The organism is Flavobacterium denitrificans DSM 15936 (assembly GCF_000425445.1).
Lineage (GTDB): Bacteria > Bacteroidota > Bacteroidia > Flavobacteriales > Flavobacteriaceae > Flavobacterium > Flavobacterium denitrificans.
Window position 1 is genome coordinate 17,403 of the sequence record NZ_AUDL01000004.1, and the last position, 24,142, is coordinate 41,544.

Genomic DNA, 24,142 nt, shown 5'->3' on the forward strand with positions numbered 1-24,142 from the left:
CTAAAAATCTAAAAAAACATGAAAAACTTATTTTTCGCAAGTTTAATCTTGTTTGCTTTTAGCTCGATTGCAGAAGCACAACAATTAAAATCTCCCGAAGGAAAGTTCGTAATGGAATTTTCGCTTCAAAACGACGGAACTCCAACTTACAATTTAAAATATAAAAACAAAGAAGTTGTAAAAACCAGTAAATTAGGTCTTGAACTTAAAGATGATAAAAAATCTTTGCTGAATGACTTTACAGTTGTTGACACAAAAACTTCAACTTTTGATGAAACTTGGAAACCAGTTTGGGGAGAAGTAGATCACATCAGAAATCATTATAATGAGTTGGCTGTAACTTTAAATCAAAAAGGAACCGACAGACAAATCATTATCCGTTTCCGTTTATTCGAAGACGGACTTGGATTTAGATATGAATTCCCAGCGCAAAAGAATCTTACTTATTTCGTCATTAAAGAAGAAAGATCTCAATTTGCAATGACTGGAGATCACACTGCTTTCTGGATTCCGGGAGATTATGACACGCAGGAGTACGATTATACAAAATCGAAATTATCTGAAATCAGAGGTTTATCTCAAAAAGCATACACGGCAAACGTTTCTCAAAAGTCTTTTTCGCCAACAGGGGTTCAGACTTCTTTGATGTTAAAAACGGCTGACGGAATCTACATCAACTTACACGAAGCGGCTTTGATCAACTATTCTTGTATGCACTTGAATTTAGATGATAAAAACTTGGTTTTCGAATCTTGGTTAACGCCAGATGCAAAAGGTGATAAAGGTTATATGCAAGCGCCAAGCCATTCGCCATGGCGAACAATTATGGTAAGCGATGATGCGAGAGAAATCTTAGCTTCAAAAATGACTTACAACTTAAACGATCCTTCAAAAATTGAAAACACTTCTTGGATTAAGCCAGTAAAATACGTTGGTGTTTGGTGGGAAATGATTACAGGAAAAAGCTCTTGGTCATACACAAACGATTTTCCAACAGTTCAGTTAGGAGTTTCTGATTTCTCAAAAGCAAAACCAAGTGGAACGCACGGTGCAAACAATGCTAACGTAAAAAAATACATTGATTTTGCTGCTGCAAATGGTTTCGATGCTGTTTTGGTTGAAGGATGGAACGAAGGCTGGGAAGATTGGTTTGGACACTCTAAAGATTATGTTTTTGATTTCTTAACGCCTTACCCAGATTTTGATGTAAAAGGTCTTCACGAATATGCTAAATCTAAAGGTGTAAAAATCATTATGCACCACGAAACTTCAGGATCTGTTCGTAACTACGAGCGCCACATGGATGCTGCTTACAAATTTATGAACGATAACGGATACGATGCTGTAAAAAGCGGTTACGTAGGTGATATTTTACCAAGAGGTGAAAATCATTACAGTCAATGGATTGTAAATCACTATCAATACGCTATCGAAAAAGCGGCTGATTACAAAATTATGGTGAACGCTCACGAAGCGGTTCGCCCAACGGGAATTGCAAGAACGTATCCAAACTTAATTGGAAACGAAGCCGCAAGAGGAACAGAATACCAAGCTTTTGGAGGTTCTAAACCAAATCACGTAACGGTATTACCATTTACACGTTTAATTGGTGGTCCAATGGATTATACTCCGGGAATTTTCGAAATGGATATCAGCAAGATGAATCCTGATAACAAATCGCATGTAAACAGTACAATCTGTAATCAATTAGCTTTATATGTTACCATGTACAGCCCGTTGCAAATGGCAGCTGATACTCCAGAAAACTACAACCGTTTTCCAGATGCATTCCAATTCATTAAAGATGTAGCTGTAGACTGGTCAGAAAGTAAATATATTGAAGCTGAGCCAGGAGATTTTATCACTGTTGCCCGTAAAGCAAAAGGAACAAACAACTGGTTTATTGGAAACGTAAACGGAGAAACGCCTCGTACATCAAACATCGATTTCAGTTTCCTTGAAAAAGGCAAAAAATACACAGCTACAATTTATGCTGATGCAAAAGATGCGCATTACAAAACGAATCCGCAAGCTTATACGATCAAGAAAATTGCTGTAACTAGCAAATCAAAATTATCACAGCTTTCTGCTCCAGGCGGAGGTTATGCGATAAGCGTTATTGAAACAAAATAATTTAATTAACCATATAAGAAATGTAAGTCCATTTAAAATTAAAATCTCCCCAGTTTTTTCTTAATTGTTCTTACATTTCTTATATGGTTTAAATTCTATCATCCTGCAAGGTTTTGCAAACCTTGTAGGTTTAAACTTTTCTCAAAACATACCTACAAGGTTTTGTAAACCTTGCAGGAAAAATAAAACTATAAATTATGAGAATTCGAACAAACCACAATTTCTACAAATTAATCCTAGTCGTCTTGCTGTTTTCCGCTTCCGCGAAAGCGCAAATCCAAAAAGTAGAACCGCCATTTTGGTACGCCGGAATGAAAAACCCGGAGCTACAAATTATGTTCTACGGAAAAAATATTGCACAATATGAAGCTTCAGTTTCGAATAATGTGGTAATTAAAAATGTAGAAAAAACAGAAAACCCAAATTACCTTTTCGTAACAATTGATACGCAAAATATCAAAGCTTCTGAATTGGTTTTCTCTTTCAAAAACAATAATAAAGTAGCTTTCACGCAGAAATATTCGCTTAAAGAAAGAAGAGCAAATTCCGCAGATAGAAAAAGCTACGATGCATCAGATTTGATTTACTTAATCATGCCAGATCGTTTTGCTAACGGAAATCCGAAAAACGACAGCGATCCTGTTTTGACTGAAAAAGGAAACCGCGCAGAACCAGGCGGGCGTCACGGTGGAGATATCGAAGGAATTATTAAAAACTTAGATTATATTTCGTCTCTTGGTGCCACTACAATTTGGAGCACGCCTTTATGCGAAGACAACGACAAACAGCATTCATACCACACTTACGGACAATCGGATGTTTACAAAATTGATCCGCGTTATGGAACGAACGACGATTACGCTCGTCTTTCTGCAGAAATGCACAAAAAAAACATGAAACTGGTTATGGATTATGTGACGAATCACTGGGGAATTACGCACTGGATGATCAAAGATACGCCAACAAAAACCTGGTTCAATCAATTTGAAAACTTTACGCAAACAAATCACAGACGTGAGGTAATTCCGGATACACATGCTTCAAAAGCAGATCAGGAAGTTTGTATTGATGGCTGGTTTGTCCCTTCTATGCCGGATTTGAATTTAAGAAATCCGCTAGTTGCAAAATATTTAACGCAAAACGCGATTTGGTGGATTGAATTTGCCAATCTTGATGGTTTCAGAGTGGATACTTATAATTATTCTGATCCAACGGCTATGGCAAATTGGGCAAAATCAATTACAGATGAATATCCGAATTTCAACATTGTTGGCGAAATCTGGATGCACAATCAGGCAAGTTTGGCGTATTGGCAAAAAGACAGCAAAATTGGAGCAATCAAAAACTACAATTCGAATTTGCCAAGTGTAATGGATTTTACGCTTCAAAGTCAAATTACTTCTGCTTTCAACGAAGATACACCAAACTGGGATAGTGGATTGATTAAATTCTACAACAATTTTGCGATGGATTATTTATATCCAAACATTAATAATATTTTAGTTTTTGCAGAAAATCATGATACCGATCGTATGAACGAAAAGTTCAAATATGATTTGCCAAAATACAAGCTAGCCATGACTTTATTGGCAACCATTCGCGGAATTCCACAAGTGTATTACGGTACAGAAATTGGAATGGGCGGTGACAAAAGCAAAGGTGATGCCGATATACGTCAAGATTTTCCTGGCGGATGGGCTGGCGACAAAAACAATGCTTTCACAGCAGCAGGAAGAACAGCTCAACAAGCTCAATATTTTGATTTTACTTCAAAATTATTCAACTGGAGAAAAACGAATGAAGCAGTTCATTTCGGAAAAATGACGCATTATATTCCGGAAAACAATACATATGTTTATTTCAGATATACCGATGCTAAAACCGTAATGGTGATTTTCAACAACAATGCAAAAGAGCAGGTTGTAAAAACAGCTCGTTTCAAAGAAAACATCAAAAACTTTAAATCAGGAAAAGATGTTATTACTGGAAAAACATTTGATTTAGCTACTGAAATTACTTTAGAACCAAAATCGGCTTTGGTTTTAGAATTGGAATAACAAAATTTTCTCTCTCGCAGATTTAGGAGATTAAGCAGATAATTTTAAAAAAATCTGCCAAATCTGCGAGATCTGCGAGAAACTTTTTTTTCTGCCACGAATTCACGAATTATTTTTGACAATCTTTGAGAATAAAAAATTCGTGAATTGCTTCGCCTGTTCGCTATCGCTCGGGTCGTGGCTATTTTTTTCAATACAATCCATCCTAAAATATTCTAAAATAATGAAAAAATACACTTTCCTTTTTTTATCTTTAGTATACTTAACAATGAGTTGTTCTGGCTCAAAATCAGTTACAATGAATACTACTTCGAAAACACCTTTCGTTTGGGAAGGAGCAAATGTTTATTTTTTACTTACAGATCGTTTTTACAACGGAGATACTTCCAACGACGTCAATTTCAACCGAACCAAAACTCCCGGAAAACTCCGCGGATTTGAAGGCGGTGACATTATCGGAATCACTAAAAAAATCGAATCAGGATATTTTGAAAAACTAGGAATAAATGCCATTTGGCTTACGCCGATTGTAGAACAGATTCACGATGGCGTTGACGAAGGAACTGGACTTAGCTATGGTTTTCATGGCTATTGGGCAAAAGATTGGACGGCTTTAGATCCAAATTTCGGAACCAAAGAAGATTTAGCTAAACTAGTTAAAAAAGCACACGAAAAAGGCATCAGAATTATTCTTGACGGCGTAATCAATCATACAGGACCAGTAACTCCAGAAGATCCCGTTTGGCCTTCGGATTGGGTGAGAACTGGTGTTGTCTGCGATTACAAATCTTTTGAGAATACAACAATGTGTACTTTGGTGGACAATCTTCCCGATGTTAGAACTGAAAGTAATCAGGAAGTACAATTACCTCCTTTTTTAATCGAAAAATGGAAAAAAGAAGGTCGTTACGAAAAAGAAATCGCATCACTTGACGAATTCTTCAAAAGAACAAATTATCCAAGAACGCCTAAATATTATATCATAAAATGGCTGACAGATTATATTCTGGAATTCGGAATTGACGGTTACAGAGGCGACACAGTAAAACATACCGATGAAAATGTTTGGGCCGATTTTAAAAAAGAATGCGAATATGCTTTTGAAACCTGGAAAAAACATCATCCTTTGCAAGTTTTAGATCAAAATTCATTTTATACAATTGCCGAAGTTTACGGCTACGGAATCAGCGGTGGGCAGGATTATGATTTTGGAGACCGAAAAGTAAATTATTTCCAAAATGGTTTCAACAGCATGATCAATTTTGAGTTTAAATGGAATGCCGCTCAAAACGATTATGAAGGTTTATTTTCTAAATATTCGAATGCGTTAAACAATGATTTAAAAGGATATTCAGTCCTTAATTATATGTCTTCTCACGACGACGGACAACCTTTTGACGCCAACAGAACAAAAAGCATTGAAACTGCAAATAAATTATTGCTTTCTCCAGGAATGTCTCAAGTTTATTATGGAGATGAATCGGCAAGATCTTTAGTCGTTGAAGGAACTCAAGGCGATGCAACCTTACGTTCCAACATGAATTGGGATGCTATTCAGAACAATCCTGAAATACAAAAAACTCTTTTACACTGGCAGAAATTAGGTCAGTTTAGACGAAATCATCCTGCTGTTGGTGCTGGCGTTCATAAACTTATTAATCCGTATCCTTATACTTTTTCCAGAACGTTTACTCAAGGTTCTTTTACAGATAAAGTTTTAATTGGCTTGGATTTACCAAAAGGCAGAAAAGAACTTCCAATTGGTGACGTTTTCTCAAACGGAACAAAACTAAAAGATACTTACTCGAATCAAGAAGTTGAGGTTATCGATGGAAAAGTAATTATTGACAATGATTTTGATATAGTTTTATTAGAAGAGATTTAAAAATATTTTTCTCTCGCAGATTTAGCAGATAATTTAAAAGCAATCTGCCGAATCTGCTAAATCTGCGAGAGACATAATTTAACACGGATTTAAAAATCACTTTAATCCTTTTAATCTGTGGCTATTATTTTTCCTTTGCTCCTTTGTACCTTTGCAACTCTGAACCTAGAAAAATGAATATTCTAAAGATTGCTCACAGAGGTGCCAAAGCCTACGAACCTGAAAATACTTTACAAGCCTTTCAAAAAGCCTTAGACTTAAATTCAGACGGAATAGAACTCGACGTTCATTTAAGCGATGACGGACATATAATCGTAATTCACGACGAAACCATCGATAGAACAACTAATGGAAAAGGTCTTGTAAACACTTTCACTTTAGCAGAATTAAAATCATTTTTAATTGATGGAAAATACCAAATCCCAACTTTAAACGAGGTTTTTGATTTGGTTGACAAAAAATGTCTCATCAATATCGAATTAAAAGGTTTAGGAACTGCTCCTAAAGTTGTCTCGTTAATTGAGGAATATATTTCAGAAAAAAACTGGAATTATGACCATTTTATAATTTCAAGTTTCGATTGGAATATGCTGGAAGAAACATCAAATCTAAATCCAAAAATTCCGATTGGCGTTTTAACAGAAGAAAATATAGATACCGCTTTGGCTTTCGCCGAAAAAATAAAAGCAAAATCCATTCATCCTGATTTTCAATTACTAAGTGTAAATAATGTAAACGAAATGCAGAAAAAAGATTTTCTAGTTTTAACTTGGACAGTAAACTCAGAAGAAGACATTCAAAAAGTAAAAAGTTATCAAGTAAACGGAATCATCTCTGATAATCCAGAAAAAATATAAAGTTTAAAATAGCAACAGATTAAAAGTTTTTTTTTGCCACAAATTCCACAAATTTTCACAAATTAAATGCAAAAATCAATTTGTGAAAATTTGCGTAATTTGTGGTTAAATAAAAAAATTAGTGCCAATTCGTGAATTCGTGGCAACCTAAAAAAAATATGATTAAAAATTTCGACATAATAATCGTTGGCGGAGGCGCAGCTGGTTTTTTTACCGCAATTAATATTGCAGAGAAAAATCCGAAACTGAAAATTGCCATTTTAGAAAGAGGAAAAGAAGTGCTTTCGAAAGTCCGCGTTTCCGGAGGCGGACGATGCAATGTGACGCACGCTTGTTTTGAACCTAACGAGTTAGTAAAATTTTATCCGCGAGGCGAAAAAGAACTTCGTGGTCCATTTCATCAATTTTGTTCTGGCGATACAATAGAATGGTTCGAAAAACATGGCGTAGAATTAAAAATTGAAGAAGACGGCAGAATGTTTCCTATTTCTAATTCTTCACAAACCATTATTGACTGTTTCTTAAAAGCAACCGAAAAATTAGGCATAAAAGTTTTGACAGGTCAAAGCGTACAATCGATTTTCAAAAAAGAAAATCATTGGAAAATTGATACTCAGACTGATAATTATGCTACGGAAAAATTAGTCATGGCAACAGGAAGTAATCCTAAAATCTGGGAAATGCTTCAGGAACACGGACACGCAGTTGTGAGCCCTGTTCCTTCCCTATTTACATTTAATATTAAAGATTCCCGAATTAAAGAATTACCAGGTGTTGCGACACAAGTTACCGTAAACGTAAAAGATACCAAATTAGAATCTACAGGACCTTTGCTAATCACGCATTGGGGAATGAGCGGGCCTGCAATCCTAAAAATATCAGCTTGGGGAGCACGCATTTTGCATGATAAAAATTATCAGTTTACGATTTATGTGAATTGGTTAAATGATGTTGATTTTGAAGATGCTGAGAAAATCCTAAAAGATTTAAAACAAGAACACGCGAAAAAAGCCGTTTCTAAAAAATCTCCTTTTGATTTCCCGAATCGTTTATGGGAAAGTTTGGTTTTGGCTTCAGGAATTGATTCGGAAACCAAATGGGCAGATTTATCTAAAAATCAATTGCAGAATCTAACTTCACAATTAACAAAAGCTGAATTTAAAGTCAACGGAAAAAGTACTTTTAAAGAAGAATTTGTAACCGCTGGCGGAATCGATTTAAAAGAAATCAACTTTAAAACCATGGAAAGCAAAATTCACGAGAATCTTTATTTTGCTGGTGAAATTGTAAACATCGACGCCATTACAGGCGGATTTAATTTTCAGAATGCCTGGACAAGCGGGTTTATTTTGGCTCAAAATATTTAATATAAAATGAAATTTAAAGGAATTATTTTTGATTTAGACGGAACGCTAGTAGATTCATTACACGATATTTCAGATGCGATGAACAAAGTACTTACCGCTCTAAGTTACCCAACACATGATTACGATACTTACCAATATTTTATCGGAAGTGGTTTACGAAATTTGGTAAGCAAAGCATTGCCAGCCACAAACAATTCTGATGATGAAATCGAAAGTTGTTTTGAATGTATGGTCGATGAATATACTAAAATCTGTACGCTCAAAACAAAACCTTATGACGGAATTGTAGAATTATTAGAAAACCTGACTTCACAAAATATCAAAATGGCGGTTTTCTCTAACAAAGCCGATGAATTGACCAAGAAAATTGCAACGGAATTATTTCCAAAGCAATTTGACACAGCAGTTGGTTTGAGCACAGAAGAACTTAAAAAACCAAATCCGGTTGAAGCAATTGAAATAAGCAAAAAATGGAATCTAAAACCAGAAGAAATCCTTTTTGTCGGCGATTCTGATATTGATATGAAAACTGCTTTAAATGCTAATATGTTTCCTGTTGGCGTAACTTGGGGTTACAGAACAGAACAAGAATTGAAAAACAGCGGTGCAAAAACAGTTATTAATAAAGCTTCGGAACTGATTGATATTTTATAAAATCGTGAATCCTTCTTTACAAAAACAAATTACATCAATCGCTTCGTTTTCTGAAAATGAAATCGAAATGATTGATTCTTGTTTTGAATATGAAAGTTTTAAAGCTAAAGAATTCCTTTCTGAAATGGGAAAAACCAACAATAAAATCTTTTTTATTGTTGAAGGTTTGGCTCGTGTTTATTACTTAAAAGACGGAAAAGAAATTACCACTTATTTAAGCTGTAATGACGGTTTTATTGCATCATATTCCAGTTTCATCAATCAGACGCAATCTTTTGAAAACATTCAATGTATTGAAGATTGCGAAGTGCTTTCGATAACTTTCGAAAAAATGCAGTTTTTATATAAGGAAATTCCGAATTGGGAACGCGTTGGAAGAATCTTAGCAGAGCAAAATTATCTCTGTATGGCAGATCGCGTTTTAAAACTGCAAATGATTCCCGCCAAAGAAAAATACCAGACTTTTTTAGCTTCGGCTCCAGCCAAAATAATTCAGCGAACACCTTTAATCTATATCGCATCTTTTCTCGGAATTACTCCAGAATCTTTGAGCAGAATCCGTCAGGACATTTCTTAACATTTATCAAGTGAGTTGAGAAACGGAATTCAAATCTTTGTCAAAATAAAATTTGAAAAGATGAAGAATATCGCCCAAGACGTTTACCAAATTCCATTATTTCCTCGAAACGCCATAAATTGTTATTTAATTGAAGATGTTTTAATTGATGCTGGAATAAGAACTTCTGCCAGTAAAATATTAAAATCAATCACAGGCAAATCTGTTAATAAACACGCATTGACGCACGCACACGCCGATCATCAGGGAAGCAGTAAAATTATCTGCGAAACACTAAATATTCCGCTTTTATGCAGTGAACCTGAAAAAGAATTTGCTGAAAACGGAAATGTAATAACAGAATACCCAAACCCAAATCATATTATTTCAAAATTTCAGAAAAACTTTTGGGCAGGAAAAGGACATCCAGTTTCTCAATCTTTAAGAGAAGGAGATAAAATCGGTGAATTTACAGTTGTTGAAACTCCCGGTCATTCAAGAGGTCATTTATCTTTTTTCAGAGAAAAAGATGGCGTTCTGATTGTGGGTGATGTTATGACAAATATGAATCTACTGACTACAAAAGTTGGCTTGCATGAACCTCCTCATTTGTTTACTTCCGATCAAGAAATGAATAGAAAATCGATTCTAAAACTTGCTTCCTTACAGCCAAAAATTTTGTGTTTTGGTCATGGCCCCGTTTTATTTAATAATGGCGAATTTGAGAGATTCAAAAGCTTGTTATAGTTTATTAACAAGAATTTACAGATTCTGTAAGTTTTCATTAAGACTATTCTAATAATTTTACTCTCAACTAATTAATCCTGTATGAGAGTAAAATTACTTACCACAATTTCTATTTTCACATATCAGCTCAGCTTTTCTCAAAGCGAAAAAATATTGAACGGGAAAGTGCTTTCTCAAAACATTCCTCTCAATAAAGTAGAAGTCATTAATAAAACAGCGCAAACCAGCACCAGAACAAACGAGCTAGGAGAATTCTCCATTATGGTTCGCCCGAAAGACAGTCTGCTTTTTTTCTCCAAAGATTATTTTTTTAAAAGACTGAAAATTTCTCAAGAAAATATTGATCAAAACAATATTACAGTAAATATGATCTTAAAGCCCGAAGAACTGGATGAAATTGTAATAACCAAAATCACATTTCCTCAGGTTAGTGCAGCAGACGAAAATTCAACTATAATACCAAAACCTCCAATATCTAATCCGGGCGTTTATACAGGAGGAATTGTAAATGGGGTTGATTTGTTATCTATTTTCAGTTTGTTTCGAAAAAAAGATAAAAAAGCTAAAGAAAAATTCAAAGAATTAGATTTTAAAAAACTAGCCGAAGCCACAGTTCCATTGGATTTCTTCAGAAATGATTTAAAAATAAAACCTGAAGACAAAGATTTGTTTCTGCAATTTTGCGACGCTGATCCCAAGGCTAAAATTCTTGTACAACAAAAAAATCTACTTTACACCATGGATTTTTTGCACTCTAAATACAAAGAGTTTCAAAAATTAAATTCTGGAAGCAAAACTAAAACCGATTAAATGAAAGTAAAACTACTTACTACAATTTCTTTTTTCACGTATCAACTCAGCGTTTCTCAAACAGAAAAATTAGTACACGGAAAAGTTACTTCTTATAATTTAGTTCTCAAAGATGTTGAAGTCATTAATAAAACTGCAAAAATTAGTACCACAACAAATGCTTTAGGCGAATTTTCTATTGTAGTAAAAGCGCAAGATAGTTTGATTTTTTTCGCGAAAGATTATCTTTTCACAAGATTAAAAATTACAGCGAAGGAAATCGAAACGGACAATCTTATTGTAAATATGATTCCTAAAGCAGAAGAATTGAACGAAGTGGTAATTTTAGACAAAAAAACTACCTCAATTTCACTGAGTAAAGAAGATATCAAAGAAATCAAACTAAATTCACATAAATCAAAAGAAGGATTAAAAATCCAAGGTTTTTATGAAGTAAAAGCCAGCCCGCTTGATATCGATTTCATTTATTTGGGCAAGCAAGTTTACAACTTATTCAAAAAAGACGAAGAAGAACCCAAAAAGAAAACTTCAGAAATGGATTTTAGAAAATTACTTGCAAAAACCTGTTCACAAGATTTTTTTACTAAAGACTTAAAATTAAATCCTGAAGAAAAAGAGCTATTTCTTCAATTCTGCGAAGCCGATCCAAAATCAAAAGCGCTTCTGGTAAATTTAAATATTCTAGAAACCATGGAATTTTTGTATGCCAAAAACGATGAGTTTAAAAAATTAAATTCTGGAATTAAAAACTAAAAATCCATTAAATGAGAGTAAAATTACTTACCACAATTTCTTTTTTCACCTATCAACTCAGCTTTTCTCAAACAGAAAAATTAATAAACGGAAAAGTGCTTTCGCAGAATATACCACTAAACCAAGTGGATGTAATTAATAAGACCGCCAAAATCAGCACTAAAACAAACGAGTTGGGAGCATTTTCAATTTTGGCAAAAGCGCAGGACAGCCTTATTTTTTTCTATAAAGATTCTTTTTTCTCACGGTTGAAAATTTCTCAGGAAAATATTATTCAGAATAATATAATCGTGAATATTGTTCTAAAACCTGAAGAATTGAAAGAAGTGGTCATAACTAAAGTCGAATTTGATAAAGTTAAGGTTGATGCTGATGCTGTTGCAGATGTATTGATTGATAAAAATGGCAAAAATTTATTCTGGAATACAGGAGTTAGTGACAATACAATTAGAGAAGCGCTTCGAGTTTCATTCCCCTTAAAAGGCAAGCAAAACAAAAAAATTGAACTTGACGACGATCGTTTTAAGAAATTAGCACTTGCTTATTGCCCACCCGATTTTTTCATCAATAATTTGAAACTAAAACCCGAAGAAAAGGAACTTTTCATAAAATTCTGCGATGCTGACCCAAAATCAAAAACGCTTCTTGAAAATCCAAATGTTTTAGCTGTTATGGATTTTCTTTATTTAAAAAATGAAGAGTTTAAGAAATTGAAAAAACCTTAGAACTTGAAACGCAGAAAACCCGAAACCTGAAACTACTTATTTAACCACCAAATACTAGCATTCAAAACCATTGCAAAAGCAACCCAAGCCAAATAAGGAATCAATAAATAACCTGATATTTTATTGATTTTAACAAACTTCAAATACGTTTCGTAAATCATCAACCATAAAAGGATAATTTCAATTAAAGCCAACATTGGATTTTTCAATCCGAAAAATAAATAAGACCAAATTGAATTTAAAATCAATTGAATGATGAAGAATAGCAATGCTTTTTTTATTTCTTCGGTGTTTTCTTTTATTTTATCCCAAACCAAAGCTGCTGCAATTGCCATAAAAATATAAAGTACAGTCCAAACTGGCATAAAAATCCAATTCGGCGGATTAAAAACTGGTTTTTCAAGCATCACGTACCATGTTTCAATACTCGGTCTAGTTACTGTACTGGCAGAATACCCAACTGTTAAACAAATTACTAAAGCTATAGCGATTTTTACAATCTTATTCATTTTATCAAATTTTGTAGTCCAAAAATAGTCAAAAGAAAAGTTTAAACCATATAAGTCATAGAAGTTCATTTTAGTAAAGCCTACTTATAATTTCTTATATAACTTATATGGTGAAAAAATTTAAAAACTATCTTTGCCAAAATTTTATAATTCATGTTTACAGCAGCTGATTTTATTCCAAATACTTATACTTCAACGGTCGAAAATGGAAATTTTGAATGGAGTGCTCCCAGCAATATTGCATTAGTGAAATATTGGGGGAAAAAAGACAATCAGATTCCGGCGAATCCTTCGGTTAGTTTTACTTTGAATAATTGCAAAACGATTACGAAATTAGGATTTGAAAAAAGAGCAAGCCAAAATTCTTTTTCTTTTGATTTGCTTTTTGAAGGAAAACCAAAAGAAGATTTCAAACCAAAAATTCAAAAGTTTTTAGAACGAGTTGAAGTTTATCTGCCGTTTTTAAAAGACTATCATTTTACAATTGATACTCAGAATACTTTTCCGCACAGTTCAGGAATTGCTTCTTCGGCATCTGGAATGGCCGCTTTGGCAATGAATTTTATGAGTTTGGAAAAACTGCTAAATCCAGAAATGACAGACGAATACTTTTATCAAAAAGCTTCACTTTTGGCTCGTTTAGGTTCAGGAAGTGCCTGCCGAAGCGTAAAAGGAAATGTGGTCGTTTGGGGAAATCAAGCAAACATAGAAGGAAGTACCGATTTATTTGGTGTTGAATTCCCTTATGTAATTCACGAAAATTTCAAAAATTATCAAGACACCATTTTATTAGTTGATAAAGGCGAGAAACAAGTTTCAAGTACTGTTGGACACGATTTAATGCACAATCATCCTTATGCGGAAAGACGTTTTGCTCAGGCGCACGAAAATTTAGATAAATTAATCACCATTTTTGAAAGCGGAGATTTAGAAGAATTCATCAAAGTTGTAGAAAGTGAAGCACTGACTTTGCATGCTATGATGATGACTTCAATGCCGTATTTTATTTTGATGAAACCTAACACACTTCAAATCATAAACGCGATATGGAAATTTAGAAATGAAACTAATATTCCAGTGTGTTTTACGCTTGATGCCGGAGCAAATGTTCATGTGCTTTATCCCGAAAACGTTAGCGAAAAAGTATTACAATTTATTCAGGACGAATTAGTTGTATTTTGTCAGAATCGTCAGTACATTTGCGACAAAATTGGAGAAGGCGCAATTGCATTATAATTTTGCGTATCTTTAATTAAATTTTTTGATTATGGACATTCAATTAGAAAAACGCGAAGTAATAGATATTTTGGAAGGTACAAATGATCTTTCAATTATTTTAGCTGTCAAAAAATTGTTAACCAAAAACAAAAAAGATTGGTGGGATGATTTGAGTGAGGAACAGAAAGAAGAAATTAGAGAAGGAGAAAGACAAATTGAACGTGGTGAATTTGTTGAATATGAAGAAATGATGAAAAAATTTCGTTAATGAAAAGAACAATTGTCTTTTCAAAAAATGCTGAAAAAGGTTTATCCGAATTATTTGAATACTTAGAAAGTCGATGGTCAGAAAGAATAAAAAACAATTTTATATCAAATCTCGACAAAGTAATTTATCTAATACAAATTGAACCAGAAATTTTTCCTAAATCGGAATTAAATAAAAATTATCGAAAATGTGTCTTGTCAAAACAAACGACAATTTATTATAAATTCAATACAAAAAGAGTAGAGATAATTACATTTTTTGATAGCAGACAAAACCCAATTAAAATTAAGAAAGACATAAAATAAATCATGAAAGGACCATTATTTTATTCAAAAATATTACTTTTTGGAGAGTACGGAATTATCCGCGATTCAAAAGGGCTGGCTATTCCTTATAACTTTTACAATGGCGCTCTGAAAAAGTCTGAAGAGCCTTCTGAAGAAGCTATCGCATCAAATAAAAGCTTAAGAAGTTTCGCTTCTTATCTTGAAGTTCTACAAACACAACAGCCTGATTTGGTTACTTTTGATTTAGAAAATCTTAAAAACGATGTTGAGACCGGAATGTATTTCGACTCTAGTATTCCACAGGGATACGGTGTTGGAAGCAGCGGTGCGCTTGTAGCGGCTATTTATGACAAATATGCTGCAAACAAAATCACGGTTTTAGAGAATTTGACACGCGAAAAACTTTTGCAATTAAAAAATATATTTTCTCAAATGGAGAGCTTTTTCCACGGAAAAAGTTCTGGTTTAGATCCGCTGAACAGTTATTTGAGCATTCCAATTTTGATCAACTCTAAAGACAATATTCAAACAACTGGCATCCCGACTCAAACTGTTGACGGAAAAGGCGCTGTATTTTTATTAGATTCTGGAATTGTTGGCGAAACTGCTCCTATGATCAGTATTTTTATGGAAAGCTTAAAAGACAAAGGTTTCCGCGCAATGCTTAAAAACCAGTTTGTAAAATACACAGATATTTGTATCGACAACTTCTTGCATGGCGACATGAAGTCTTTGATTGGAAATACTAAAAAACTTTCTAAAGTTGTGTTGAATAATTTCAAACCAATGATTCCTGAGCAATTTCACGGAATTTGGCAACACGGAATAGACACAAACGATTATTACCTAAAACTTTGCGGCTCTGGCGGCGGCGGTTATATTCTTGGTTTTACCGAAGATCTAGAACGTGCCAAAGCATCTTTGAAAGACTACAAATTAGAAGTTGTTTATCAGTTTTAAGTTTTAACCTCTTAAAATATTGTAATTTATCGAATACCATTTTCTAACATTTAATCCTAAAAAATTATTGCCTATGAAAAGTATTTTAAAGATTATCAAAGCAACTTTTTTAGGAGGACTTATATTTTTAGTGCCTTTAGTGGTTCTGATAATTGTTTTAGAAAAAGGATACGGCATCATTCAAAAAACGACACTTCCACTGGTAAACAACTTGCCAAGAATTAGTGTTCTAGGGCTTGCACTTCAGGAATTTATTGGAATACTGCTTATAATTCTTATTTGTTTGGTAGCAGGATTAATAGCCAAAACTGCCAATGCAAAAAAGTTGGTAGAAAAATTAGAAGATGGTATTTTGAGTTTTGTTCCTGGTTATTCGTTCATGAAAAACATGAATGAAAACATTCTGGGAATTGAATCTAAAGATGACTTAAAAGTAATTCTAGTTCCTACAGATGCCGGATTGCAATTTGCTTTTTTGATTGAGCAAATCAGCGAAGATAAATTTACAGTCTTTATTCCAGATGCACCAAATCCTTGGAGCGGATCAGTGGTTTTTGTAGAAAAAAAAGACATTCAGGATATTGATATTACCCAAAAACAAGCTTTGGCCTGTATTCGAAAATTAGGTTACGGTTCTAAAGAATTGTTAAAAAACAAACTTTAAAATATAGAATAAAAAAATATATTCTAACTTCCCTAAATCTAATCCATCACACTTTATAATTTATGTTAAGCAGACAGCACAAACTTGTAGTAATGAAAATTGTCAGTTTGTTTTCTGTAGTACGCGGTTATAACATTCCGATTATTGTTATTGCACAATATCTCTCTGCAATATTTATTCTGGCTCCAGAGAAAAGAGCCCTTGATATTATCTTGGATTTTTATTTGTTCCTAATTGTTTTTGCCTCAGCAATTACGATCGCTTCAGGTTATATCATCAACAATTTTTACGATAGCCAAAAAGATTTGATCAATAGGCCAAACAAATCGATGTTGGATCGTTTGGTAAGTCAGAAAACTAAATTATCAGTTTATTTCAGCTTGAACTTTTTAGCAGTTTTGATGGCTTCGATTGTTTCTTGGCGTGCTTTTTTATTCTTTTCGGCTTATATTTTCTTGATTTGGTTTTACTCACATAAAATCAAAAAATATCCTATTATTGGCAATTTAATGGCGGCGTTTATGGCTGTAATTCCGTTTTTTGCCATTTTGCTTTATTTCTACAATAAGATTTCATTTGAAGAAATTGAGGATCATATGAGTCATTTTATGGTAATTTCTGCCCATGCCGTTTTCTTGTTTTTATTGCTTTTGATTCGGGAAATGATCAAAGATTTAGAAAATCTGAAAGGCGATTTGGCAAATGATTACAGAACTATTCCAATACTTTACAGCGAAAAGGTTTCAAAGCAAATTATTACCGTTTTGACTTTTTTGACCATTATTCCGGTTTATATTTTAGTCAATATTTATGATGTTGGCTATATGGACATTTACTTTTATGTTTGTTTTGGAATATTACTTTTTTTTCTGATTTTTCTTTGGAAATCAAATTCAAAAGAGCAATTTTTAATGCTTCATAATGTTTTGAAATTTTTGATTGTTTCTGGCGTTTTTTGTATTGTTCTAATTAATCCGAGTGTGTTATGGCACGGACGAGAATTGATTTCTAATTACTAGTTTCGTTCCGGAAAGATTCACGAAGACTTTCTCTAAGATTTACAAAGTTTTTCAGGCATTGTACTAACTTTATATAGCAATCCTATTTTTTGTCTCACGCAGATTTGGCAGATTTAGCAAATTTTTTCTTAGCGAGTCTTTGTGAAAACTTTGCGAGTCTTTGTGAAACAATATGATCTCTCCATGTTCAAAAAAAGCCAATTGTTTGAAACTAGCCCCGATTACTTCACTTAACTTTTATTTTTATCGGAGTTCAGTGAACTTCGTTTGAAGTGGAAAGCCTTTTATTTTTTTTCTTTAAAAAAATAAAAGATTGAAACGGAAAGCGGGAATTAATCCCTGAAAAAAAGCCAATTGTGATGCTTCAAAATCCTTTCATTTTTTTTGCTATTAATCTAAGAACATTGAACTTAAGATTTATTGGCAGGAAAAAACTATCTTTGCACAAATTAATGACTTTATGAACAACAAGGAAGGCAATAATAGAAGAGGCGGATCGAGACCAAATAGCTCAAGACCAAACTCTAGCAAGCCAAAACCTCCTATGGCAAAACGCGCTCAAGGGCCGAAAAAAGTGAAACCTGAAGTTAAAGCTGCTCAGGAAGCTGCCGCTGAAAAATTCAGAAAACAGAACACACCAGCTAAGAGACAAAAAGCTTCAGACGAAATTCGTTTGAACAAATACATTTCAAATTCTGGAGTGTGTTCACGTCGTGATGCCGATATTTATATTCAGTCTGGAAACGTAAAAGTTAATGGCGTTCCAGTTACTGAAATGGGATATTTAGTAAAAATCAATGATGTTGTAAACTTTGATGGCGTTGTTTTGACTCCAGAAAAGAAAGAATATATTTTACTGAACAAACCAAAAAACTTTACTACTGCGCTTGATGAAGGTCAGGAATATCGCAATGTATTAGAACTTGTTCGTGGTTCTACAAATTCAAAAATTGCTCCTGTAGGACGAATGGACAAGAATACAACGGGATTGCTGTTGTTTACGAATGATACTGATATGATTCGTAAATTTTCTTTGCCGAATCAAAAATCATCAAAAATTTATCAGGTTTCTTTAGACAAAAACTTGAAGTTTGAGGATTTGGAAAAAATCAGCAAAGGTTTAGTTCTTGAAGGACACCGTGTTTTTGTTGAGGAAATCAGTTATATCGAAAAAGAGGCAAAAAGCGAAGTTGGCCTTAAATTACGTACATCAAACGTAAAGGTTGTTCGTTCTATTTTTGAAAGTTTTGATTACAATGTTTTGCGCATTGACCGCGTTTCGTTTGCTGGTTTAACCAAAAAGAATCTGCCTAGAGGAAACTGGCGTTTTCTGACAGACCAAGAAATTATCAATTTGAAAAACTCTTAAGTTTTTCAAATTAGATTAAATACCAATCCTGTTTTGCTTTTGTAAGACGGGATTTTTTTATTTAGAAACTGAAAAAGTTATGTCCAAAAAGTGTAAAGATCGATCTTCCGATATTTTGATTTTTTTCTTCAACTGTTTCGTAATTTGAAAATCCTAATATGATTTTGATTCCGGGCTGAATGCTGTTTAGGATTTCTCTTTTTTGCTCTTCAAGAAGAAGCTTTAAACTATCTAACAATTGGATATTATTTTTAAGATATGAAACTACAAGAAGTGCTGAGAAGTTAAGTATTTCGCGGGCAGTTTCACTTTTGATTCCTACTTCGTTTGAAATCATTTCAGAAATTCTTCCTTTTTTATTGGTGAAGATTTCTTTTAAAATGGCATTTCCTTCAATTCTGTAACAATCGTCGACAGATAAAATTCGGCCTGAGGTAAAATCGACTTCCTGATAAAAGGTTGAATCGTCTTCGATTAATGAGATGATTTCTTTATAAAAGCCTAATTCTTCGGCTTTGTTATAAAGGCCCATCAAAATTGTGCCTATCGAAACATCAATTCCCTTAATTAAAAGAGCATCATTTTCGAAATAAAACTTGTTTAGCTTAGAAACAACATTAGAAGAAATAAAACGTCTAAGTTCAATTTGTAGGTTTGGGGTCATACTCATAACTTATAAAATAATTATTTATAACTGTTAAAAATAATCGATAAAGTGAGGCTTTTTATCGTTTATCAGGATAAAAATATAAAATATTTTAACATTTCCAAAAAATAAGTTAAGAATATACATACCCGATTAACAGGTTATTAACATAAATTGTTGTCAATATCAGTAAACATAATGCTTTCGTTATCAAATGGAAATTGAAAATATTTTAATTTTTTTTCAATATTTTAAAAAAACAAACAAAAAATAAGAAAAATCCTAAGTACTTTTACAAAATTAAAATAAATTGTTTCGATATTCCCATGTTATATGCAAGAAAATTCCAAGAAAAATAACACAAAACAGAAAGTTGATAAAACTTGAGGCAAGAAATCCTAATAACGATCCGGTGGCCGCTTTTAATGCTCGTTGATGGTTTTTTGAATCATAAATGAGTTCCCCAATAAATGCTCCTACAAATGGCCCAATAATAACCCCGAAAGGAATTGGCGATAAAATTCCGACTATCAAGCCAATATTCGTACCCCAAACACCATATGAACTTCCTCCAAATTTTTTAGTTCCTTTTGATGGAATTATGTAATCCAGGACCGTGATAACAATTGTAATTAATAGCGTTATGCCCAAAACCCAATAATTATTTTCGACAGCTTTTGTAAGATACAAAAGCAATAATCCAACCCAGCAACTTGATAAGCCAGGCAAAACAGGCAAGAAACTGCCAAAAATACCGATAATCATACAGATAAAACCGAGCAACAACAATACTAAATCCATATATTTTTTGTAAATTGTATTTGCAAATCCTTAGAAAAAACAAGCTATGCCAAAATTTTTGAAAACATTTGCGTGCCTCTTTTTGATGCTTTCGATCAATTCGAATTTACATGCTCAAACTCAAAAACTTTCTTTAGATGATCTTTTATTGCAGGACAGCATTTATAAAAGTAATAAGAAAAAAGTATTAAATTTTTCTCTAAAAGAATTTGATACGCTTTTTCTTGAATTTTTTAACCGCAAACAAGATCCAAATATTGTTCTGACAAAAACAGAATTTTACACTTATACCGTTCAGATCGCAACATTTTCAGACCGGCTTGCGTCTTTATATCCTGACCAAAAGGAAGTTGCGGCACAGAACAAACAACAATGGCTTTCAGAAAGCTATGAAGATTATTTAGAATACAAAGGTTCTCAAAAAAAATAATCGTATTTTTATACCACAAAAGCACTTTATTCAACTCAACCTCAAAATCTTGAAGCAGTTTTTCTTTTTTTTAGCTTTCCTACTTTTAAACTCTTGTCAATATTTTGAGAAGAAGGTACCGTCTGAAAAAGAATTACTTCAAAAAGAACTAAAATCTATTAATTGGAAAGAAGTTGACGAATATCCTACCGTTACAGAATGTGAAAGTATTGCGGATGAAAAACAACGCCAAAAATGTTTCTTTGATGTAATGGCCCAACTTATCCAAGAAAAACTTCAAATCGATAGTCTGTCGATTTTGTATCCTGAACTCGACACCATTCAGGTAAAAGTGACTGTTTTCCCGAATTCAAAAATGAAATTCGAGCCTCAATTTCCTAAAGATTCTGTTGCTTATGACACCATCAAAGTCGACAGTATTTTGCATGCACGCCTGATTGATTTTCCAAAAGTAAATCCAGCAATAAAGCGAGGAATTCCCGTAAAAACACAATTTATTCTTCCAGTAATTTTAAAAGCTAAAGAAGAAAAATAGTTTATTTTAGGAGCTATTCCTGCTGTCCACTGTATCTTTTGTGGTGAACCCCACCACAAAAGGATGCCGCTTCCATCAGGGCTAGGGCAGTCGTTTTCAAAAGAATTTACTTTTTGAATTGTCGATCTTTCCATTCATAAGAACCAAACAAACTATACAAAGCCACAGCCGAACTAAAAAAAGGATATAGCAGACTGCTCAGCAAAAGGCTTTTGATTTTTGTTTGTGTCAAAAATTTATTGGTAATTGAAAGCAAAACGAAATCAATTGCAAACTTATAAAAAGCAAAAATCACAAAAATCGGATACGACCAAATTCCGAAAAGAAGCAGGAAAAATCCAATTGCAAAACTCAGATTTCCCAAAAAAACAACCAAGCCTAAGAATTTACCAAAAATACTTTTATACGAACTAGTTTTTGCCGCCCAGCGTACTCTTTGATGAAATAATGCTTTCCAGTTTTCGGTTGGTTTTGTAATTACAATTGCATCCTTTGCTTTTAAATAGTGAACTTGATTTGGGAATTTTTCAATTGTTTTTTGAAGTAAAAAAACATCATCTCCACTGGCTATTTTATTATTTCCTTCAAAGCCATTTAAATTTTCAAACAATGATTTTGTGTAGGCAAAATTGGCTCCGTTACACATAAAACCTTTATTGATACCGAAACTTCCAATTGTGGCGCCTTGAAGACTCGTTAAATCCAATTGCTGAAAATGATCTAGAAACGAGTTTTCGCAGTTATATGTTACAGCACCCGCCAACATTGAAACTTTATTTTCCTGAATGTAATTATCAAATGTCAAAAGCCAGTTTTCTGGAACAATACAATCAGCATCGGTTGTAGTAACCCAATCGGTTTTTACATGCTGCATTGCTGTTGAAATCGCATCTTTTTTAGGAGAATTTGAAATACGAATATTGTCTATAATTGATAATTGATAATTAACAATTGATGATTGAAACTTTTCACTTGAAGAATCATCGACCAAAATTACTTCGAATAAATTTTGTGGATAATTTAGTTTTGAAAAACTATTTAAGAGATTCGGAAGATTTTCTTCTTCATTTCTGAAAGGCACAATTATAGTAAAACTCGTCTTCGGTTTTATTCCTGTTTTCTGATATTTTTTGACATTATAAAATCCATAAACAAGCAAACTGATGCTAAAAACATAAATTGCTAATATGGAAAATAACGTAAAAATCATTCTACAGTTTTGGTTTTAAAATTCAGTACAAAATAACTTCCTAAAACTACCGGTAAAACGACATTTAAAAACCACATTAAAGTGCTTATAAAAATGACAATCCATTCGTTTACGCCCAGAATTCCAAAGAAATAAATTGCGACACTTCCTTTTACAGCAAAATCTAAAAATTGAAAAGTTGGCAACGAAGACGCCAAAAAATAAACCGACGTTATGGCTGCCATTAAAGTCAAATACGGCAGATCGACATCAAAACCTAAAAACAGAAAATAATACTGGTGTGAAAAAACCAAATAACGGCAAATTCCTAAAAAGATGTTTTTTTGATGAACTTCTTTCGGAATTTCATTGATTTTGTGAATCAGTTTTTCAATCGAATAGCCTTTAATTTTTATCTTTTTTATGGAAAATAATACAATCAAAATCAAAACAAATCCGCCAAAAAGAATCAAAACAGTTTTGGTTGTAATCACATTAAATTGCGCATTGAAATAAAGAAGTCCAAAGATTCCAAAAAGAATGGTCAAAATCATCTGGATTCCGTTGCAGATTAAGTTTAGGAAAACTACTTTTTTGGCATCTGCTTTTGGGTAATACAATGCTTTTCCCGCATACTCTCCCACTCCATTTGGTGTAAAAATTCCAGCCGTCAATGCAGCCAAAACTTGTTTCGTAGATTCATAAACCGAGATTCTATGAATTACCTGAGCCAAATTCTGCCATTTCAAAATCTCAAAATAGCGATTCAAAACACTCAAAAGCAAAATAAACGAAATTCCTAAAACCGATTGGTTTTTCTTAAACAAAACAATAAACTTCTGCCAGTCTAATTTGTCGTTGTTAGCCAGCTGATTGTAAATAAAATAAAATGCGCCGCCAACGATCAAAAGTTTGGCCAGAAGAACTAGGAATTGCTTAGCTTTGTGAGGAATTGAAATCATGCCGCAAAAGTAATCAAATGTGGCAATTAGAAAATTAGAAAATGTGGCAATTTTTCTAAACTTCAAACCTTAAACTTGAAACAAAAACTCTCTTGACAAAAGAACGCATCATATTAGGCATTGACCCTGGAACCACAATTATGGGTTTTGGACTGATTAAAGTAACCAATAAAAAAATGGAATTTCTGCAGTTAAATGAATTGCAACTTTCCAAATACGATAATCATTACCAAAAACTAAAGATCATTTTTGAAAGAACTATCGAGTTAATTGAAACGCATTGTCCAGATGAAATTGCGATCGAAGCCCCTTTCTTTGGCAAAAACGTGCAATCAATGCTAAAACTTGGCCGTGCGCAAGGAGTTGCTATGGCAGCAGGCCTTTCTAGAGGAATCCCGATTACAGAATACGAACCTAAAAAGATTAAAATGGCAATTACCGGAAACGGAAATGCCAGTAAAGAACAAGTTGCTAAAATGCTGCAACAACTTTTAGGCTTAAAAGAATTACCCAAAAACCTAGATTCAACAGATGGTTTAGCTGCTGCGGTTTGCCATCATTTTAATTCGGGGAAAGTTGTTGCCGGAAAAAGTTATTCGGGTTGGGACGCTTTTGTAAAACAAAATGAAGATCGAGTGAAAAAATGAGGCAATGTGCCAATTTGATAATTAGAGAATTTATTTCGTTGTCTATAGAATTTTCTAATTATCAAATTGACACATTTTCTATTTGACTAATTAT

At 33.3% G+C, this 24,142-nt stretch carries 26 protein-coding genes; 21 read left to right on the plus strand and 5 right to left on the minus strand.

Annotated features, from left to right (window positions below; genetic code table 11):
- Nucleotides 1-18: 18 nt before the first annotated feature.
- From H600_RS0100065 to H600_RS0100115, 11 genes are all read left to right on the plus strand, one after another.
- Nucleotides 19-2,133 carry a glycoside hydrolase family 97 protein gene (locus H600_RS0100065; RefSeq protein ID WP_026726873.1) on the plus strand — a complete coding sequence of 705 codons (2,115 nt, stop codon included), beginning with the start codon at nt 19-21 and terminating at the stop codon, nt 2,131-2,133.
- 197 nt (nt 2,134-2,330) lie between these two features.
- Complete coding sequence (locus H600_RS0100070) at nt 2,331-4,190, plus strand: glycoside hydrolase family 13 protein (protein ID WP_026726874.1); 1,860 nt, start codon at nt 2,331-2,333, stop codon at nt 4,188-4,190.
- A 223-nt stretch (nt 4,191-4,413) separates the two neighbouring features.
- Nucleotides 4,414-6,075 (plus strand): alpha-amylase family glycosyl hydrolase, encoded by a 1,662-nt coding sequence (locus H600_RS0100075; protein ID WP_026726875.1) that lies wholly within the window; start codon nt 4,414-4,416, stop codon nt 6,073-6,075.
- A gap of 173 nt (nt 6,076-6,248) precedes the next feature.
- Nucleotides 6,249-6,932 carry a glycerophosphodiester phosphodiesterase gene (locus tag H600_RS0100080; protein ID WP_026726876.1) on the plus strand — a complete coding sequence of 228 codons (684 nt, stop codon included), beginning with the start codon at nt 6,249-6,251 and terminating at the stop codon, nt 6,930-6,932.
- A 158-nt stretch (nt 6,933-7,090) separates the two neighbouring features.
- Nucleotides 7,091-8,299: a BaiN/RdsA family NAD(P)/FAD-dependent oxidoreductase gene (locus H600_RS0100085; protein WP_026726877.1), complete on the plus strand. Its 1,209-nt coding sequence runs from the start codon at nt 7,091-7,093 to the stop codon at nt 8,297-8,299.
- Between the two features lie 6 nt (nt 8,300-8,305).
- The gene (locus H600_RS0100090; protein ID WP_026726878.1) at nt 8,306-8,953 is read left to right on the plus strand and encodes an HAD family hydrolase; all 648 of its coding nucleotides are present in this window, start codon (nt 8,306-8,308) and stop codon (nt 8,951-8,953) included.
- Between the two features lie 4 nt (nt 8,954-8,957).
- A complete protein-coding gene (locus tag H600_RS0100095) occupies nt 8,958-9,530 on the plus strand; it encodes a Crp/Fnr family transcriptional regulator (RefSeq protein WP_026726879.1) in 573 nt (190 codons plus the stop codon).
- A 60-nt stretch (nt 9,531-9,590) separates the two neighbouring features.
- Complete coding sequence (locus H600_RS0100100) at nt 9,591-10,256, plus strand: MBL fold metallo-hydrolase (protein WP_026726880.1); 666 nt, start codon at nt 9,591-9,593, stop codon at nt 10,254-10,256.
- Nucleotides 10,257-10,337: 81 nt separating this feature from the next.
- Entirely contained in the window at nt 10,338-11,066 is a 729-nt protein-coding gene (locus H600_RS0100105; RefSeq protein WP_026726881.1) for a hypothetical protein, read from the plus strand.
- Nucleotides 11,067-11,819, plus strand: coding sequence for a hypothetical protein (locus tag H600_RS0100110; protein ID WP_026726882.1), 753 nt, complete (start codon nt 11,067-11,069; stop codon nt 11,817-11,819).
- Nucleotides 11,820-11,830: 11 nt separating this feature from the next.
- Nucleotides 11,831-12,544, plus strand: a complete 714-nt coding sequence (locus tag H600_RS0100115; RefSeq protein ID WP_026726883.1) for a hypothetical protein — start codon at nt 11,831-11,833, stop codon at nt 12,542-12,544.
- Nucleotides 12,545-12,576: 32 nt separating this feature from the next.
- On the opposite strand, the gene H600_RS0100120 is transcribed toward H600_RS0100115, so the two are convergent.
- Complete coding sequence (locus H600_RS0100120; protein ID WP_026726884.1) at nt 12,577-13,053, minus strand: TspO/MBR family protein; 477 nt, start codon at nt 13,051-13,053, stop codon at nt 12,577-12,579.
- A 153-nt stretch (nt 13,054-13,206) separates the two neighbouring features.
- Here H600_RS0100120 and H600_RS0100125 point away from each other — a divergent pair, with 153 nt between their 5' ends.
- From H600_RS0100125 to H600_RS0100155, 7 genes are all read left to right on the plus strand, one after another.
- Nucleotides 13,207-14,289, plus strand: a complete 1,083-nt coding sequence (locus tag H600_RS0100125; RefSeq protein WP_026726885.1) for a diphosphomevalonate decarboxylase — start codon at nt 13,207-13,209, stop codon at nt 14,287-14,289.
- A 31-nt stretch (nt 14,290-14,320) separates the two neighbouring features.
- Nucleotides 14,321-14,539, plus strand: coding sequence for a hypothetical protein (locus H600_RS0100130; RefSeq protein WP_026726886.1), 219 nt, complete (start codon nt 14,321-14,323; stop codon nt 14,537-14,539).
- On the plus strand, nt 14,539-14,844 hold the full coding sequence (locus tag H600_RS0100135; RefSeq protein ID WP_026726887.1) for a type II toxin-antitoxin system RelE/ParE family toxin: 306 nt from the start codon (nt 14,539-14,541) through the stop codon (nt 14,842-14,844). Before H600_RS0100130 ends, H600_RS0100135 begins: the two co-directional genes overlap by 1 nt.
- Before the next feature lie 3 nt (nt 14,845-14,847).
- A complete protein-coding gene (locus tag H600_RS0100140) occupies nt 14,848-15,786 on the plus strand; it encodes a mevalonate kinase family protein (protein WP_026726888.1) in 939 nt (312 codons plus the stop codon).
- Nucleotides 15,787-15,859: 73 nt separating this feature from the next.
- On the plus strand, nt 15,860-16,450 hold the full coding sequence (locus H600_RS0100145) for a DUF502 domain-containing protein (protein WP_026726889.1): 591 nt from the start codon (nt 15,860-15,862) through the stop codon (nt 16,448-16,450).
- Nucleotides 16,451-16,512: 62 nt separating this feature from the next.
- Nucleotides 16,513-17,469 (plus strand): geranylgeranylglycerol-phosphate geranylgeranyltransferase, encoded by a 957-nt coding sequence (locus H600_RS0100150; RefSeq protein ID WP_026726890.1) that lies wholly within the window; start codon nt 16,513-16,515, stop codon nt 17,467-17,469.
- Between the two features lie 460 nt (nt 17,470-17,929).
- On the plus strand, nt 17,930-18,838 hold the full coding sequence (locus H600_RS0100155; RefSeq protein WP_026726891.1) for a pseudouridine synthase: 909 nt from the start codon (nt 17,930-17,932) through the stop codon (nt 18,836-18,838).
- Nucleotides 18,839-18,899: 61 nt separating this feature from the next.
- On the opposite strand, the gene H600_RS0100160 is transcribed toward H600_RS0100155, so the two are convergent.
- Together H600_RS0100160 and H600_RS0100165 are read right to left on the minus strand one after the other, a co-directional pair.
- The gene (locus H600_RS0100160) at nt 18,900-19,502 is read right to left on the minus strand and encodes a DUF937 domain-containing protein (protein WP_026726892.1); all 603 of its coding nucleotides are present in this window, start codon (nt 19,500-19,502) and stop codon (nt 18,900-18,902) included.
- 282 nt (nt 19,503-19,784) lie between these two features.
- Nucleotides 19,785-20,285 (minus strand): DUF456 domain-containing protein, encoded by a 501-nt coding sequence (locus tag H600_RS0100165; RefSeq protein ID WP_026726893.1) that lies wholly within the window; start codon nt 20,283-20,285, stop codon nt 19,785-19,787.
- A 46-nt stretch (nt 20,286-20,331) separates the two neighbouring features.
- Between H600_RS0100165 and H600_RS0100170 the strand changes: the two genes are divergently transcribed.
- Nucleotides 20,332-20,715: a hypothetical protein gene (locus H600_RS0100170; RefSeq protein WP_026726894.1), complete on the plus strand. Its 384-nt coding sequence runs from the start codon at nt 20,332-20,334 to the stop codon at nt 20,713-20,715.
- 49 nt (nt 20,716-20,764) lie between these two features.
- Entirely contained in the window at nt 20,765-21,250 is a 486-nt protein-coding gene (locus H600_RS0100175; RefSeq protein WP_026726895.1) for a hypothetical protein, read from the plus strand.
- Between the two features lie 106 nt (nt 21,251-21,356).
- Here the strand turns inward: H600_RS0100175 and H600_RS0100180 are convergent, their stop codons facing one another.
- Together H600_RS0100180 and H600_RS0100185 are read right to left on the minus strand one after the other, a co-directional pair.
- Nucleotides 21,357-22,460, minus strand: a complete 1,104-nt coding sequence (locus tag H600_RS0100180) for a glycosyltransferase family 2 protein (RefSeq protein WP_026726896.1) — start codon at nt 22,458-22,460, stop codon at nt 21,357-21,359.
- Complete coding sequence (locus H600_RS0100185; RefSeq protein ID WP_026726897.1) at nt 22,457-23,401, minus strand: lysylphosphatidylglycerol synthase transmembrane domain-containing protein; 945 nt, start codon at nt 23,399-23,401, stop codon at nt 22,457-22,459. The genes H600_RS0100180 and H600_RS0100185 overlap by 4 nt, the downstream gene beginning before the upstream one ends.
- 92 nt (nt 23,402-23,493) lie before the next feature.
- Here H600_RS0100185 and ruvC point away from each other — a divergent pair, with 92 nt between their 5' ends.
- On the plus strand, nt 23,494-24,048 hold the full coding sequence (gene ruvC, locus H600_RS0100190) for a crossover junction endodeoxyribonuclease RuvC (protein ID WP_026726898.1): 555 nt from the start codon (nt 23,494-23,496) through the stop codon (nt 24,046-24,048).
- Nucleotides 24,049-24,142 lie beyond the last annotated feature (94 nt).

What these genes read in the sequence shown, in the direction of transcription:
- H600_RS0100065 (WP_026726873.1), top strand. Translation starts at nt 19, where the DNA reads ATGAAAAACTTATTTTTCGCAAGTTTAATCTTGTTTGCTTTTAGCTCG.
- H600_RS0100070 (WP_026726874.1), top strand. Translation starts at nt 2,331, where the DNA reads ATGAGAATTCGAACAAACCACAATTTCTACAAATTAATCCTAGTCGTC.
- H600_RS0100075 (WP_026726875.1), top strand. Translation starts at nt 4,414, where the DNA reads ATGAAAAAATACACTTTCCTTTTTTTATCTTTAGTATACTTAACAATG.
- H600_RS0100080 (WP_026726876.1), top strand. Translation starts at nt 6,249, where the DNA reads ATGAATATTCTAAAGATTGCTCACAGAGGTGCCAAAGCCTACGAACCT.
- H600_RS0100085 (WP_026726877.1), top strand. Translation starts at nt 7,091, where the DNA reads ATGATTAAAAATTTCGACATAATAATCGTTGGCGGAGGCGCAGCTGGT.
- H600_RS0100090 (WP_026726878.1), top strand. Translation starts at nt 8,306, where the DNA reads ATGAAATTTAAAGGAATTATTTTTGATTTAGACGGAACGCTAGTAGAT.
- H600_RS0100100 (WP_026726880.1), top strand. Translation starts at nt 9,591, where the DNA reads ATGAAGAATATCGCCCAAGACGTTTACCAAATTCCATTATTTCCTCGA.
- H600_RS0100105 (WP_026726881.1), top strand. Translation starts at nt 10,338, where the DNA reads ATGAGAGTAAAATTACTTACCACAATTTCTATTTTCACATATCAGCTC.
- H600_RS0100110 (WP_026726882.1), top strand. Translation starts at nt 11,067, where the DNA reads ATGAAAGTAAAACTACTTACTACAATTTCTTTTTTCACGTATCAACTC.
- H600_RS0100115 (WP_026726883.1), top strand. Translation starts at nt 11,831, where the DNA reads ATGAGAGTAAAATTACTTACCACAATTTCTTTTTTCACCTATCAACTC.
- H600_RS0100120 (WP_026726884.1), bottom strand. Translation starts at nt 13,053, where the DNA reads ATGAATAAGATTGTAAAAATCGCTATAGCTTTAGTAATTTGTTTAACA.
- H600_RS0100125 (WP_026726885.1), top strand. Translation starts at nt 13,207, where the DNA reads ATGTTTACAGCAGCTGATTTTATTCCAAATACTTATACTTCAACGGTC.
- H600_RS0100130 (WP_026726886.1), top strand. Translation starts at nt 14,321, where the DNA reads ATGGACATTCAATTAGAAAAACGCGAAGTAATAGATATTTTGGAAGGT.
- H600_RS0100135 (WP_026726887.1), top strand. Translation starts at nt 14,539, where the DNA reads ATGAAAAGAACAATTGTCTTTTCAAAAAATGCTGAAAAAGGTTTATCC.
- H600_RS0100140 (WP_026726888.1), top strand. Translation starts at nt 14,848, where the DNA reads ATGAAAGGACCATTATTTTATTCAAAAATATTACTTTTTGGAGAGTAC.
- H600_RS0100145 (WP_026726889.1), top strand. Translation starts at nt 15,860, where the DNA reads ATGAAAAGTATTTTAAAGATTATCAAAGCAACTTTTTTAGGAGGACTT.
- H600_RS0100150 (WP_026726890.1), top strand. Translation starts at nt 16,513, where the DNA reads ATGTTAAGCAGACAGCACAAACTTGTAGTAATGAAAATTGTCAGTTTG.
- H600_RS0100155 (WP_026726891.1), top strand. Translation starts at nt 17,930, where the DNA reads ATGAACAACAAGGAAGGCAATAATAGAAGAGGCGGATCGAGACCAAAT.
- H600_RS0100160 (WP_026726892.1), bottom strand. Translation starts at nt 19,502, where the DNA reads ATGACCCCAAACCTACAAATTGAACTTAGACGTTTTATTTCTTCTAAT.
- H600_RS0100165 (WP_026726893.1), bottom strand. Translation starts at nt 20,285, where the DNA reads ATGGATTTAGTATTGTTGTTGCTCGGTTTTATCTGTATGATTATCGGT.
- H600_RS0100170 (WP_026726894.1), top strand. Translation starts at nt 20,332, where the DNA reads ATGCCAAAATTTTTGAAAACATTTGCGTGCCTCTTTTTGATGCTTTCG.
- H600_RS0100180 (WP_026726896.1), bottom strand. Translation starts at nt 22,460, where the DNA reads ATGATTTTTACGTTATTTTCCATATTAGCAATTTATGTTTTTAGCATC.
- H600_RS0100185 (WP_026726897.1), bottom strand. Translation starts at nt 23,401, where the DNA reads ATGATTTCAATTCCTCACAAAGCTAAGCAATTCCTAGTTCTTCTGGCC.